This is a genomic window from Mycobacterium sp. MUNTM1 (assembly GCF_054660795.1).
This window is the reverse complement of record NZ_BAAGDE010000094.1, coordinates 1-13,836: the sequence shown is the minus strand read 5'-3', so window position 1 is coordinate 13,836 and position 13,836 is coordinate 1. Positions and strand designations below refer to the sequence as shown.

General features: G+C 70.5%; 11 protein-coding genes and 3 pseudogenes. 7 read left to right on the top strand and 7 right to left on the bottom strand.

What is annotated here, in order from left to right; genetic code table 11:
* The 3 genes and pseudogenes from ACYQ8K_RS28955 to ACYQ8K_RS28945 all read right to left on the bottom strand — a co-directional run.
* A pseudogene (locus ACYQ8K_RS28955) lies at positions 1-291 on the bottom strand (VWA domain-containing protein); the annotation flags it as partial.
* A 31-nt stretch (positions 292-322) separates the two neighbouring features.
* Positions 323-1,609 carry a protein export chaperone SatS gene (satS, locus tag ACYQ8K_RS28950; RefSeq protein ID WP_459974653.1) on the bottom strand — a complete coding sequence of 429 codons (1,287 nt, stop codon included), beginning with the start codon at positions 1,607-1,609 and terminating at the stop codon, positions 323-325.
* 59 nt (positions 1,610-1,668) lie between these two features.
* Positions 1,669-2,571: an alkaline phosphatase family protein gene (locus ACYQ8K_RS28945; protein ID WP_459974651.1), complete on the bottom strand. Its 903-nt coding sequence runs from the start codon at positions 2,569-2,571 to the stop codon at positions 1,669-1,671.
* A gap of 92 nt (positions 2,572-2,663) precedes the next feature.
* Between ACYQ8K_RS28945 and upp the strand changes: the two are divergent.
* Positions 2,664-3,281, top strand: a pseudogene (gene upp, locus ACYQ8K_RS28940) (uracil phosphoribosyltransferase); the annotation flags it as partial.
* A 7-nt stretch (positions 3,282-3,288) separates the two neighbouring features.
* Here the strand turns inward: upp and ACYQ8K_RS28935 are convergent.
* Complete coding sequence (locus tag ACYQ8K_RS28935; protein WP_459974649.1) at positions 3,289-4,869, bottom strand: phospho-sugar mutase; 1,581 nt, start codon at positions 4,867-4,869, stop codon at positions 3,289-3,291.
* Positions 4,870-4,873: 4 nt separating this feature from the next.
* Complete coding sequence (locus ACYQ8K_RS28930; protein WP_459974647.1) at positions 4,874-5,689, bottom strand: purine-nucleoside phosphorylase; 816 nt, start codon at positions 5,687-5,689, stop codon at positions 4,874-4,876.
* 113 nt (positions 5,690-5,802) lie between these two features.
* Between ACYQ8K_RS28930 and ACYQ8K_RS28925 the strand changes: the two genes are divergently transcribed.
* The 3 genes from ACYQ8K_RS28925 to ACYQ8K_RS28915 are packed head-to-tail and all read left to right on the top strand — an operon-like array spanning position 5,803 to position 8,829.
* Positions 5,803-6,417, top strand: coding sequence for a cutinase family protein (locus ACYQ8K_RS28925; RefSeq protein WP_459974655.1), 615 nt, complete (start codon positions 5,803-5,805; stop codon positions 6,415-6,417).
* Between the two features lie 46 nt (positions 6,418-6,463).
* Complete coding sequence (locus ACYQ8K_RS28920) at positions 6,464-7,654, top strand: M20 family metallopeptidase (RefSeq protein ID WP_459974645.1); 1,191 nt, start codon at positions 6,464-6,466, stop codon at positions 7,652-7,654.
* Positions 7,651-8,829 carry an amidohydrolase gene (locus ACYQ8K_RS28915; protein WP_459974643.1) on the top strand — a complete coding sequence of 393 codons (1,179 nt, stop codon included), beginning with the start codon at positions 7,651-7,653 and terminating at the stop codon, positions 8,827-8,829. Before ACYQ8K_RS28920 ends, ACYQ8K_RS28915 begins: the two co-directional genes overlap by 4 nt.
* 20 nt (positions 8,830-8,849) lie before the next feature.
* Here ACYQ8K_RS28915 and ACYQ8K_RS28910 read toward each other — a convergent pair whose 3' ends face one another.
* Entirely contained in the window at positions 8,850-9,329 is a 480-nt protein-coding gene (locus ACYQ8K_RS28910; RefSeq protein WP_459974641.1) for a gamma-glutamylcyclotransferase, read from the bottom strand.
* A gap of 82 nt (positions 9,330-9,411) precedes the next feature.
* On the opposite strand from ACYQ8K_RS28910, the gene ACYQ8K_RS28905 reads away from it, so the two are divergent.
* From ACYQ8K_RS28905 to ACYQ8K_RS28895, 3 genes are all read left to right on the top strand, one after another.
* Positions 9,412-10,827, top strand: a complete 1,416-nt coding sequence (locus ACYQ8K_RS28905) for an NAD(P)H-quinone dehydrogenase (protein WP_459974638.1) — start codon at positions 9,412-9,414, stop codon at positions 10,825-10,827.
* Between the two features lie 85 nt (positions 10,828-10,912).
* On the top strand, positions 10,913-12,667 hold the full coding sequence (locus ACYQ8K_RS28900; protein ID WP_459974636.1) for a glycerol-3-phosphate dehydrogenase/oxidase: 1,755 nt from the start codon (positions 10,913-10,915) through the stop codon (positions 12,665-12,667).
* A gap of 18 nt (positions 12,668-12,685) precedes the next feature.
* Positions 12,686-13,546: a pseudouridine synthase gene (locus ACYQ8K_RS28895; RefSeq protein ID WP_459974634.1), complete on the top strand. Its 861-nt coding sequence runs from the start codon at positions 12,686-12,688 to the stop codon at positions 13,544-13,546.
* 10 nt (positions 13,547-13,556) lie between these two features.
* Here the strand turns inward: ACYQ8K_RS28895 and ACYQ8K_RS28890 are convergent.
* Positions 13,557-13,836: pseudogene (locus ACYQ8K_RS28890) on the bottom strand (XRE family transcriptional regulator); the annotation flags it as partial.

The following is a 13,836-nucleotide window of genomic DNA, read 5'->3' as shown; positions in this document are numbered from 1 at the left end:
GTCGATCACCAGCATGATGACGGCGCGGTTGCGCGGGATGCGCATGTCGTGGGTGGGGGTGGCCAGCGCGATGGTCAACAGCGCCAGGCACAGCAGCGACACGGCGATCGGGAGGTGCCGCCACGGCGACTGCCCGACCGGGGTGTCGGTATAGCGGTGCAGCCGCTGGCGGCGCCGCGCCTGGACCAGGACGTAGACGGCGAGCAGGGCCAGGGGCACCAGGCCGAACAGCAACAGGCCCGGACGCTGGAACCCGTAGAGAGGTAGCGGGCCTATACCGGGAAGCGACACGTCACCCAACCTAGCCCGTCACAGGACGGCGCTACTCGCGGCGCAGCCGTCCGTCGACGAACTGCTCCAGTTTCTCCCACTCGCGCACCGCCGCGGCGTACGGCGGCGACGGCTTGGTGACCGAGTCGGGCTCGAGCACGGCGGCCACCAGCTTGCCGAGTGGCTTGCTGGTCTCGAGGGCCTTGTCGACGGTGCTCTCCTCGGAGTAGTCGCCGATGTCGCGGAGCACCTCGACGGCCAGTTCCAGCTGTTCGCGATCCACGGCGTCCGGCCCGTCGGCCAGGTCGTCGGCCAGCCCGCTGAGCACGTAGATGTTGTCGTCGGTGATCTCGACCGCCAGCGAGCCGTCGGTCGCGGCGGTGCGGATGTCGTCGTAGGTGCTCAGGTCGGCCAGGTCGTGGTCGTGCTCGTCGGCCAGGTAGCGGGCCAGCGCGCGCTCGGACGTGAAGACGCTGATGCGTCCGTTGCGGCCCAGGAAGATCGGCTGGTCGTCCAGGTAGCAGCGCAGCGTGTAGAAGGTGCCAGAACTCGTCATGATCCGAATCGGATCGATGCCCACCTGCAGCCAGAAGTCCTTGTCGCTGCCCAGCACGACGGTGTCGCCGGTCGCGCGGTAAGGCTCGTCGTCGGTGTCCTCGTCCTGCGCCTCGGCGTCGTCCTCCGCGGCTTCCTCGGTGGCCGCCTCGGCACCGGCGGCCTGCTCCGGCTCGTCCTCCTCGCGATCCTCGGCCAGTTCGTCGGCGGCCTTGTCGGACAGCTTGGCGTCCACCTCGGGGGTGCTGACGATGCCGTCGATCGCGGCGAGCACGTCGTCCCAGCTGCGCCCGATCACCTCGGCGATCGCATTCCATCGCTTGGCGCCGGCCTTGCCGGTGAAGTGCTCGATTCCACCGGACACCGTGCCCAGGCTGGGGTTGCCGTTGAAGAATTTCGACACCGCCGCCAGCTCGCACACCGATCCGATGGACGACACGATCGACAGCGTGCCGGTCAGCGCCGACACCGACTCCTCGGTGGGCTTCTCCGCCACCAGCTCCTCGACGGCCACCAGGTCGAACTGCTTGTCGGCGGCCGGCTCGAAGGCGTGTGCGTGCGCCGAGCGCAGCTCCTTCCATGCCGGGTGGTCGGTGAGGTCGTTGTCCTCGTCCGAGCGCACGAACGCGACCAGGTCGGCGACGCCGGCGAACCCGAACAGGTCCTCGTCCTTGCCCAGGAAGGCCTCCCACTCGTCGCCGGAGTCGCGCCAGCGGGGTGCCCACACGGTGTAGCGGTCACCTTCGGACAGGCTCAGGCGGATGGGCACGAGGTCAGCAACCATGCGGCACAGAATAGCGACGAGCGGCGATCGCAAGTGCGGTGGTGGGGCCACCGTCGGGACTAGCCCCAGATATCGGTGATGGGCGCCGCGTTGGCGGCGTAGCCCGTCTTGGGCAATCCGTACATCTGCTCCACGGTGGACAGCACGCTGTAGTGGTTGATCTGTTCGCTGTAGTTGCCGGGACGGATGTGGGCGCCGTAGAACACCGTGGGGATCTGGTTGCGGCTGCCTCCCGAACCAGAACCGTCGTCCTCGTCGAACGTCACGATCAGCAGGCTGTTGTTGGCCACCGCCCAGTTCGCGTACCCGGACAGCTCGCGGTTCAGCCAGGCGTCGGCCTGCGCGATCGAGCCGTCGTGCATGTTGTCGTCGTTGTCGGGGATGACAAACGAGACGGTCGGCAGGCTGGAGTAGTTGCCCCTGGGGAACGCGGAGAACGGCAGCGAGTTCGCCGCCGGCACGTTGGTGAAGTTGGCCCACGGCACATGCTTGCGCGCGTACTTGCCCGCGCTGCAGACCGGTGATCCGGCCGCGGGCAGGCCCTCGGCGAAACCGACGAACGTGTAGCCGGCGGCGAGCAATTCGGAGCCGAGGTTCGGCGCGGCCCCGCCGTTGACCGGGCACACGTCCTTGGTCACGCCGAAGGTGTTGCCGGCGAACAGCGCCAGGTAATTCGGTTCGCTGGGATGGGTTTCGGCGAACGACTGGGTCATGTTGGCGCCGTTCGCGGCCAGCGTGGTGATGAAGGGCGACGACTTGTTGCCGATGATGCCGTTCTCCGAACGGTTCTCCTCGACCACGATCACGATGTGTGCCGGTTGCGGAATCGCCGCTGCCGCAAGGCCTATGCGCGGGGTCAACGGGCTGGCCGCCAGTGCCGCCAGCGCCAGCACGCCCAGGACGCGCAGGCTGCGGTATGCCCCGCCGATCAGCGTTCTCGGACTTCGATTTTCGCGCAACACGCCCGGAGTATAGGAACGGGCGTGGACGTCTTCGGGGCCGTACGCGAGCGTGTCAGAAGGGCTTTGCCCGATCGTTATATACCCTCGACCCCATGGAAATGTGCGTCGTCGACCACCCGTTGGCCGCCGCCCGGCTGACGGTGCTGCGTGACGAACGCACGGATACCGCCGGATTTCGCGCGGCGCTGCACGAGCTGACGCTGATGCTGGTCTACGAAGCCAGCCGGGACGCCCCGCGAAAGTCGGTGAAGATCCACACCCCGGTGGCCCCGGCGGTCGGGACGCGTTTGGCCAAGCCGCCGCTGCTGGTGCCGGTGCTGCGGGCCGGGTTGGGCATGGTCGACGCGGCGCACGCGGCCATCCCGGACGCCGAGGTGGGCTTCGTCGGTGTCGCGCGCAACGAGGAAACCCACCTGCCGGTGCCGTATTTGGAGGCCCTTCCCGACAAGCTTGCGGGCAGGCCGGTGATCGTCCTCGATCCCATGCTGGCCACCGGCGGGTCGATGGCGCACGCCATCGGCCTGCTACAGCGCCGCGGCGCAACGGATATCACCGTGCTCTGTGTGGTGGCTGCCCCGGAAGGCATTGCGGCCGTGAGGAAAGCGGCGCCGCACGCGCGGGTGTTCACCGCCGCGGTCGACAAGGGCCTGAACAAGGCGGCCTATATCGTGCCGGGCCTCGGCGACGCCGGCGACCGCCAATTCGGGCCCAACCTGTTCACCAGCTCTGCACCGCCGCGACCAGCTCCTCGCGCAGGGCGCCCGCGCGCCGCCGCGAAGAGTCCAGGTCGTCGTGAACCGCGCAGCGAATCTCCAAGTAGCACTTCAACTTCGGCTCGGTCCCGGAGGGCCGCACCACCAGCCTGATCGACGTGTCGTCGTCGCCGCCGGTGAAGATCAGCGCGTCGGTGATGTCGGTGAGGCTCGCGGTGTAACCGGCCAGCTCTCTCGGCGGCGCCGCCCGCCACCGCCGCATGAGTTCGACCGCCTCGCCCGCGTCGGCGACCCGGCGCGACACCGCGGCGACGTCGTGCACCCCGTACTGCCGGGCCAGCTCGTCGAGGGCGTCACACACGGTGCGGTCACGCGCCTGTAACGCGGCCACCAGGTCGCACGCCAGCACCGCCGCGCTGATGCCGTCCTTGTCGCGCACGGCCGCGGGGTCGACGCAGTGCCCGATCGCCTCCTCGTAGGCGTAGATCAGCGTGCCGCCGGGCACTTTCGCGTCGGCGCGGGCCAGCCACTTGAAGCCGGTGAGGGTTTCGACGTGGACGGCGCCGTGGTGCGCGGCGATGGCCGAGAGCATCCGCGAGGACACCACCGTGCTGGCCACCACCGGTGTGTCGGGGTGGGTGGTGGACAGCAGGTAATCGCCTAGCAGCCAACCTGTTTCGTCGCCGGACAGCATCCGCCAACGCGGCCCGTCCTTGATCCCCACAGCGCACCGGTCGGCGTCGGGGTCCAGCGCGATCGCCACGTCGGCGCCGACGTCGGCGGCCAGGGCCAGCAGCGCGTCGGTGGCGCCGGGCTCCTCGGGGTTGGGGAACGTGACCGTGGGAAAATCCGGGTCGGGTGCGAATTGTGTTCCGACGGAATGTACTTCGGTAATCCCGGCGCGGTGCAACGTCTCGATGGCGACCGCCCCGCCCACCCCGTGCAGCGGGGTCAGCGCCACCCGAACGGGGTCGGCGCCGCGCCGCAACCCGGCCGCCCGCTCGATGTAGCGCTCGACCAGGTCGGTGCGCGCGGGTTCGACCGGGGTCCTGCCGATCTGGTCGGCCGGCGGGGCGGCTGCCATCGCGGCTTCGATCTCGCGGTCGGTGGGGGACACGATCTGGATGCCGCCGTCCAGGTACACCTTGTAGCCGTTGTCGGCGGGCGGGTTGTGCGATGCGGTGATCTGGATGCCGGCCGGCGCGCCGGTGTGCCGTACCGCGAACGCCACCACCGGGGTGGGCACCGGGCCGGGCAGTAGCAGCACGGAAAAGCCTTGGGCAGCAAGCACTTCGGCGGCCACGGTGGCGAATACCGCCGAGCCGTGCCGGGCGTCGCGTCCCACGATCACCGACGAGCCGCGCAGGCCGCGCCCGATCAGCACCTGCGCCACCGCCCAGCTGGCCCGCGAGACCACCGCGACGTTCATGGCGTCCGGCCCGCCGCGCACCGGGCCGCGCAGGCCCGCCGTGCCGAATCTCAGGGGGCAGGCGAACCGCGCGGCGAGTTCGCCCGGGTCGCACGCCGCGAGCTCGGCGGCCGTCGCCGGGTCGGGATCGTGGGCGATCCACTCCTCGGGCGTCATGGCCCTAGAACCGGGGGAGTTGCTCGAGGATCATGGCCAGCAGCGCCCCCATCCGGGTGGCCGCCGCGGCGCCGGCGGCCAGCACCTCGGTGTGGCTCAGCGGTTCGCCGCTGATCCCGGCGGCCAGGTTGGTGACCAGCGACACCCCCAGCACCTCGGCGCCGGCGGCGCGGGCCGCGATGGTCTCGTGCACCGTCGACATGCCGACCAGGTCGGCGCCGAGCGTGCGCAGCATCCGGATCTCGGCGGGCGTCTCGTAGTGCGGGCCCGGCAGCCCGGCGTAGATGCCCTCGGTCAGCGTCGGGTCGGCCTCGCGGGCCAGCGCGCGCAGCCGCGGGGAGTAGGCGTCGGTCAGGTCCACGAATTGCGGGCCGACCAGGGGGGAACGGCCGGTCAGGTTCAGGTGGTCGCTGATCAGCACCGGTTCCCCGACGGCCATGTCCGGGCGCAGGCCGCCCGCCGCGTTGGTCAGCACGACCGCGCGCACGCCGGCCGCGCAGGCCGCCCGCACCGAATGCACGACGTGGCACAGGTCGTGGCCCTCATAGGCGTGGATGCGCCCGACCAGTACCAGCACCCGGTGCGCGCCGATGCGCATCGACAACAGCTCGCCGGTGTGCCCGACCGCGGTGGGTGGCCTGAACCCGGGCAGCTCGGCCTGCGGCAGCACCGCGGTGGGAGTGCCGAGCGCGGCGACGGCCGGCGGCCAGCCCGATCCGAGCACGATGGCGACGTCGTGCTCGGCGATTCCGGTGCGTTCGGCGATGACCTCGGCCGCCCGGCGCGCGAGGTCGCCTGGGTCGGATGGGGTTTGGGTCACAGCGGGAGCCTATCGGTGGGGAGGTGTCGCCGGTATATGTCAGGATCTGCCGTATGAATCTTCGTAGGTGGCCGGTGGTTGGCCCGGCCATGGGAGTCGCCGTCGCCGTTGTGCTGTCGGTGGTTTCGATCACATTCGTTCCGGCGCCGTCGGCCAAGGCGGACTGTCCCGACGTGCAACTCATCTTCATCCGGGGCACCGCCGAGCCGCCCGGCCTCGGGGTCGTGGGCGACGCGCTGTTCGCCGCGCTGCAGCCGGCGCTGGGCTCGCGCAACGTCGACTCCTACGCGGTGAACTACCCGGCCAGCTACAACTTCCTGACCACCGCCGACGGCGCCAACGACGCGCGCGACCACATCGCGCAGATGGTCGACCAGTGCCCGTCGACGCGGCTCGTGCTGGGCGGCTTCTCGCAGGGCGCCGCCGCCGTCTCGATGCTTGCGGGGGTGCCGCCGGTGGGCCAGCGCATCGGCAACTTCGGCTCGGCACCGGCGCTGGACCCCGGCCTGGCCGACAAGATCAAGGCGGTCGCGGTGTTCGGGAACCCCGGCAACCGCTTCAACACCCCGCTGTCGTCGACGGGTGCGTTCGCCGGCCGCGCCATCGACCTGTGCAGCGAGGGCGATCCCGTCTGCGTCGTCGGCGGCCGCGACCGCGATGCGCACCACGACTACTCCGCACCGCCGTACCCCGGCCAGGCGGCGGGATTCATCGCAGGGCTGGTGTAGCCCGGCGGGGTTGGGCGCTGAAAACATACTGCGACATACTGCGAGAGTGCCCATAACCCCGTTAGACAGCGTTGAAGATGTCGTGCGGCGGCGTGGTGCCGACCTTGTCGAGTTGTCTCATGACATCCACGGCGAGCCTGAGCTGGCCTTCGCCGAGCATCGCAGCTGCGCCAAGGCGCAGGCGCTGGTCGCCGAGCGCGGCTTCGAGATCACCGCGGCCGCCGGCGGGCTCGACACCGCCTTTCGCGCCGACTTCGGCAGTGGGCCGCTGACCATCGGCATCTGCGCCGAATACGACGCGCTGCCCGAGATCGGCCACGCCTGCGGCCACAACATCATCGCGGCGTCGGCGGTGGGCACCGCGCTGGCGCTGGCCGACGTCGCCGACGAACTCGGGCTGCGGGTGTCGCTGCTGGGCACGCCGGCCGAGGAGGCCGGCGGTGGCAAGGCGCTGCTGCTGAAGGCCGGGGTGTTCGACGACATCGCCGCGGCGGTCATGCTGCACCCCGGGCCGGCCGACATCGCCGCGGCCCGCTCGCTGGCCCTGTCCGAGGCGACGGTGAATTACCGCGGCAAGGAATCCCACGCGGCCGTCGCGCCGCACCAGGGCATCAACGCCGTCGACGCGGTCACCGTCGCTCAGGTGGCCATCGGTCTGCTGCGCCAGCAACTGGCGCCGGGGCAGCTGGTGCACGGGATCGTCACCAACGGCGGGCAGGCGGTCAACGTCATCCCGGGCCACGCGACGCTTCAGTACGCGATGCGCGCGGTCGAATCGGATTCGCTGCGCGAGCTCGAGGGTCGGATGTACGCCTGCTTCGCGGCGGGCGCGCTGGCCACCGGCTGCGAATACGACATCGACAACCCTGCACCCCCGTACGACGAACTGCGGCCCGACCAATGGCTGGCCGACACCTTCCGCGACGAGATGTGCCGGCTCGGCCGCGAGCCGGTGGCCCGCGAATACGAGTCGGCCCTGCCGATGGGCAGCACCGACATGGGCAACGTGACGCACGTGCTGCCGGGCATCCACCCGGTGGTCGGGGTCGACGCCGGCGGCGCCATGGTGCACCAGCGCGCCTTCGCCGAGGCCGCCGCCGGGCCCAGCGCCGACCGCGCGGTGGTTGAGGGCGCAATCATGTTGGCGCGCACGGTGGTTCAGCTGGCCCAGACGCCCGCACAGCGCGACCGGGTGCTGGACGCGCGGGAGCGCAGGCGCGGCGGGGCGCGATCATGAGCCTGGTCGGCGCCGCCGATGCCTGGCTGGCCACCCACCACGACGACCTGGTCGAGTGGCGCCGGCACATTCACCGCTATCCCGAGCTGGGCCGCCAGGAGTACGCCACCACCCAGTTCGTCGCCGAGCGGCTGGCCGGATCCGGGCTCAACCCGAAGGTGCTGCCGGGCGGCACCGGACTGGTCTGCGACATCGGCCCCGAGCACGAGCCCAGGATCGCGCTGCGCGCGGACATGGACGCCCTGCCGATGGCCGAGCTCACCGGCGCCCCGTACGCCTCCACCATGCCGAATGTGGCGCACGCCTGCGGCCACGACGCGCACACCGCGATCCTGTTGGGCACCGCGCTGGTGCTGGCGTCGGTGCCCGAGCTGCCGGTCGGCGTGCGGCTGATCTTTCAGGCCGCCGAGGAGCTGATGCCCGGCGGGGCGATCGACGCCATCGCGGCCGGCGCCATCATCGGCGTATCGCGGATCTTCGCCCTGCACTGCGATCCCCGGCTGGAGGTCGGCAAGATCGCGGTCCGGCACGGCCCCATCACCTCGGCGGCCGACCAGATCGAGATCACGCTGTATTCGCCCGGCGGGCACACGTCGCGGCCGCACCTGACCGCCGACCTGGTGTACGGGCTGGGCACGCTGATCACCGGGCTGCCCGGGGTGTTGTCGCGCCGCATCGACCCGCGCAACGGCACCGTGCTGGTCTGGGGCGCCGTCAACGCCGGCGTGGCCGCCAACGCCATCCCGCAGACCGGGGTGCTGGCCGGCACCGTGCGCACCGCGAGCCGGCAGACCTGGGTGGGCCTGGAGGAGATCATCCGCGAGACGGTGTCCGGGCTGCTGGCGCCGCTGGCCATCGAGCACACGCTGCAGTACCGGCGCGGCGTGCCGCCGGTGGTCAACGAGGATATCTCGACGCGCATCCTCACCCACGCGATCGAATCGATCGGCCCGGACGCGCTGGCCGACACCCGCCAGTCCGGCGGCGGCGAGGACTTCTCCTGGTACCTGGAGGAGGTTCCGGGTGCGATGGCCCGGTTGGGGGTGTGGCCGGGGGTGGGTCCGCAGCTGGACCTGCACCAGCCGACGTTCAACCTCGACGAACGGGCCCTGCCGATCGGGGTGCGCGTGATGACGAACATCGTCGAGCAGGCGGCCGCCTTCGAGCGCTCCTAGCCGTTCTTGCGAAAAAGAAGTCAGGCGCCGGTTCCCGGGCCGATGTTGCTTGCCGGGCGGGTCCGCAGCCAATGCACGTATTCGCTTGGCGCCCCGGCGATTTCGGCGGCATCGGCCATCACACCCAGGTACCGCGCCGACGGCATCCCGCCCTCCCAGGCGTCCAGGACGTACAGCCACGCAAGGACCGGGTCGGTGTCGGTGTCCGAGGAGATGCGCTCCACCCGGCACCGGATCTTCTTGTGGACGCCGAACTCCGAGCCCTCCCAGCGGTCCAGGTTGTTCTCGTCCGCAGGCGTCATGTCGTAGAGGACGACGAACACCTTCGAATCCGGGTCCTCGACGACGGTGGCCAGCGCGCCCTCCCAGCCGATGTCCTCGCCGCCGAAGGTCAGTCGCCAGCCGTGCAGCCAGCCGGTTCCGGCCATCGGCGAATGCGGCGCGCGTTTCTGCATCTGCTCGGGATCCATGTTCGACCCGTACGCGGCGTAGAGCGGCACGGGGAAATCTTAGACGTCCGATGCTGGTCGGTCTTCCCCCGAGCGTTCGCAGGGTCCCCGCCGCTTCGTTAGGTTGGGGGCTGTGGTGACCCGCATCGTGATCCTCGGCGGAGGCCCGGCCGGTTACGAAGCCGCGCTGGTGGCCGCGACCTCGCACCCCGACACGACCCGCGTGACGGTGATCGATTCCGAGGGGATCGGCGGCGCGGCGGTCCTGGACGACTGCGTGCCGTCCAAGACGTTCATCGCCTCGACCTGGCTGCGCACCGAATTGCGCCGGGCGCCGCGGCTGGGGTTCGAGATCGACATCGATGACGCCAAGATCTCGCTGCCGCAGATCCATGCCCGGGTCAAGCAGCTCGCCACCGAGCAGTCCGCCGACATCACCGATCAGCTGCTCGGCGTGGGCGTGCGGGTGGTGGCCGGCCACGGCGAGCTGATCGACCCCGCGCCGGGCCTGGCCTGTCACCGCATCAAAGCGACTGCGCCTGACGGCGCCACCACCGAGTACGAGGCCGACGTCGTGCTGATCGCCACCGGCGCCAGTCCGCGGGTGCTGCCGTCGGCGCCGCCGGACGGCGAACGGATCCTGACCTGGCGCCAGCTCTACAACCTGGACGCGCTGCCCGAGCACCTGATCGTGGTCGGGTCGGGGGTCACCGGCGCCGAATTCGTGCACGCCTACACCGAATTGGGCGTGCCGGTGACCGTGGTCGCCAGCCGGGACCGGGTGCTGCCCTACGAGGACGCCGACGCCGCCCTGGTGCTGGAGGAGGCGTTCTCCGAGCGCGGCGTCGAGCTGGTCAAGAACGCCCGCGCGCGGTCGGTGACCCGCACCGAGAACGGCGTGCTCGTCACCCTGGCCGACGGCCGCACGGTCGAGGGCAGCCACGCGCTGATGACCATCGGGTCGGTCCCCAACACCGACGGCCTGGGCCTGGACCGGGTCGGCATCGAGCTGGGCCGCGGCGGCTACCTGACCGTGGACCGGGTGTCGCGGACCTCGGTGGCCGGCATCTACGCCGCCGGCGACTGCACCGGGCTGCTGCCGCTGGCCTCGGTCGCGGCCATGCAGGGGCGCATCGCGATGTATCACGCGCTGGGCGAGGGCGTCAGCCCGATCCGGCTGCGCACGGTGGCGGCGACCGTGTTCACCCGGCCCGAGATCGCCGCCGTCGGGGTCCCGCAGACGATGATCGACGACGGTTCGGTGCCGGCCCGCACGGTCATGCTGCCGCTGCGGACGAACGCCCGAGCCAAGATGTCGGGCCTGCGCCAGGGCTTCGTGAAGTTGTTCTGTCGCCAGGCCACCGGCGTGGTGATCGGCGGCGTGGTGGTGGCCCCGATCGCCTCCGAGCTGATCCTGCCGATCGCCGTGGCGGTGACCAACCGGATCACGGTCAACGAGCTGGCGCAGACGCTGGCGGTGTACCCGTCGCTGTCCGGCTCGATCACCGAGGCCGCCCGGCGGCTGATGGCGCACGACGACCTGGACTAGCGGTTAGCCTTGGTGGAGCACGTCCTACTGACGAGTAACCGAGGAGGAGTTTCCCCAGTGCGGAGTCCAGTGAGGAGTCCTGGTGGTGACTGATCCCGTCCATGCGCCCACCCAGCCCAGCTCACCGGTCTCCGTGCTGGGACCGCGGCAGCGCGAGGCCGCCTGGGAACGACTGGGCGCCGAACAGTTCGACGTGGTGGTGATCGGCGGCGGCGTGGTGGGCTCGGGCTGCGCGCTGGATGCCGCGACCCGCGGGCTCAAGGTGGCGCTGGTGGAGGCGCGCGATTTCGCCTCGGGCACCTCGAGCCGCTCGTCGAAGATGTTCCACGGCGGCCTGCGCTATCTCGAACAGCTGGAGTTCGGCCTGGTGCGCGAGGCGCTTTACGAGCGCGAGTTGTCGCTGACCACGCTGGCGCCGCATCTGGTCAAGCCGATGCCGTTCCTGTTCCCGTTGACCAACCGCATGTGGGAGCGCCCCTACATCGCCGCCGGCATCTTTCTCTACGACCGGCTGGGTGGTGCGAAATCGGTTCCGGCGCAAAAGCATTTGACGCGCGCCGGCGCGTTGCGGCTCAGCCCGGGCCTCAAGCGCAGCTCGTTGATCGGTGGAATCCGGTACTACGACACGGTTGTCGACGACGCCCGGCACACCATGACCGTCGCGCGCACCGCGGCGCATTACGGCGTGGTGGTGCGCACCTCCACCCAGGTGGTCGCCATGCTGCGCGAAGGCGATCGGGTGACCGGTGTGCGCGTCCGCGACTCCGAGGACGGCGCGATCACCGAAGTCCGCGGCCACGTGGTGGTCAACGCGACCGGGGTGTGGACCGACGAGATCCAGGCATTGTCCAAGCAGCGCGGGCGATTTCAGGTCCGCGCGTCCAAGGGCGTGCACGTGGTGGTGCCCCGCGACCGCATCGTCAGCGACGTCGCGATCATCCTGCGCACCGAGAAGTCGGTGATGTTCGTCATCCCGTGGGGCAGCCACTGGATCATCGGAACCACCGACACCGACTGGAATCTCGACCTGGCCCACCCCGCGGCCACCAAGGCCGACATCGACTACATCCTGCAGACCGTCAACACGGTGCTGGCCATCCCGCTGACCCACGCCGACATCGACGGCGTGTACGCGGGGCTGCGGCCGCTGCTGGCCGGCGAGAGCGAGGAGACTTCCAAGCTGTCCCGCGAGCACGCGGTGGCGGTGCCCGCACCGGGCCTGGTGGCCATCGCCGGCGGCAAGTACACCACCTATCGAGTGATGGCCGCCGACGCGATTGATGCTGCGGCGCAATTCATTCCGGCCCGGGTGGCGCCGTCGATCACCGAGAAGGTCAGCCTGCTGGGGGCCGACGGCTACTTCGCCCTGATCAACCAGGCCGAGCACGTCGCCGAGCTGCAGGGTCTGCACCCCTACCGGGTGCGTCATCTGCTGGACCGCTACGGCTCGCTGATCGGTGACGTGCTGGCACTGGCGGAGCGGAGCCCCGACCTGCTCAACCCGATCAAGGAAGCGCCGGGGTACCTGCGGGTGGAGGCGCTGTACGCCGTAACCGCCGAGGGCGCTTTGCATTTGGAGGACATTCTGGCCCGCCGGATGCGCATCTCGATCGAATACCCGCACCGCGGCGTCGACTGCGCCCGCGAGGTCGCCGACGTGGTCGCGCCGGTGCTGGGCTGGTCCGCCGAGGACATCGAGCGTGAGGTCGCCAACTACGGCGCCCGGGTGGAGGCCGAGATCCTGTCCCAGGCCCAGCCCGACGACGTGTCCGCCGACGAGTTGCGCGCCAGCGCGCCCGAGGCGCGCGCCGAGATCCTCGAGCCGGTTCCGCTCAATTGAGTCTTTGATGAGGTCCGCATGAGGCCCGCCCCACTTCCCGTGCGCGACGGACTCGGCCCGGCGCGGGTGCGGCTGCGCGGCGGGCCGGTGCTGGCGGAACTCACCGCGCGGTTTGGCGCGCGGGCCCGCGCCAAGGTGCTGGCCGGCGAGGTCGTGGGCGCCGACGGTGCGGTAATCGACTCCGCCACAGTGCTTCCCGCCGGCGCGAGTGTGTACCTGTACCGCGAGCTGCCGGACGAGGTGCCCGTCCCGTTCGACATCGTGGTGCTGCATCGTGACGACGACATCGTGGTCGTCGACAAACCGCACTTCCTGGCGACCATGCCGCGCGGACGCCACGTCGCGCAGACCGCGCTGGTGCGATTGCGGCGCGAACTGGGGTTGCCCGAGCTGAGCCCGGCGCACCGGCTCGACCGGCTGACCGCCGGGGTGCTGTTGTTCACCGCACGGCGCGAGGTGCGCGGCGCCTACCAGACGCTGTTCTCTCGGGGATTGGTCACCAAGACGTATCTGGCCCGGGCCGGTGTGGACCCGGATCTGGAGCTTCCCCGCGTGGTGAAGAACCGAATCATCAAGCGCCGCGGTCACTTACAGGCCGTCTGCAAACCCGGTGCGCCCAACGCCGAGACCCGCGTGGAGCTGGTCGCCCCGGACGGGCTGTACCGGCTCACGCCACGCACCGGGCGCACCCACCAGCTGCGCCTGCATATGGCCTCGCTGGGGATACCGATCGAGGGTGATCCGTTGTATCCCAACGTCATCGACGTCGCGGCCGACGACTTCAGCGCCCCGCTACGGCTGCTGGCGCAGCGCATCGAATTCACCGATCCGCTGACCGGCGATCGGCGTGAGTTCGTCAGCCGCCGGGCCGGCCCGTGAGCCTATTCCGCTAGTTGGATTGGCCCTCGCGCGGAGAGACGATCGGGGGCAACCGCTCCAGTTCGCGCAGGTAATCGATGATCGCGGCCACGCTCTTGAGGGCCCGGGGAGTCAGCCCGGACGCGCGCGCCGCCAGGTCACGCACGCCGTTGTCGCGCAATGCCTGTAAAAGGTCGAGTTGCGCGTCGATCGCCGGGTCCGTGTCGCGATCGATCAGATACGACGCCGGCACCCCGAAAAACTCTGCGATCGCCCGCAAATGCGCGACCGTCGGGTTTCTTTTGACGCCG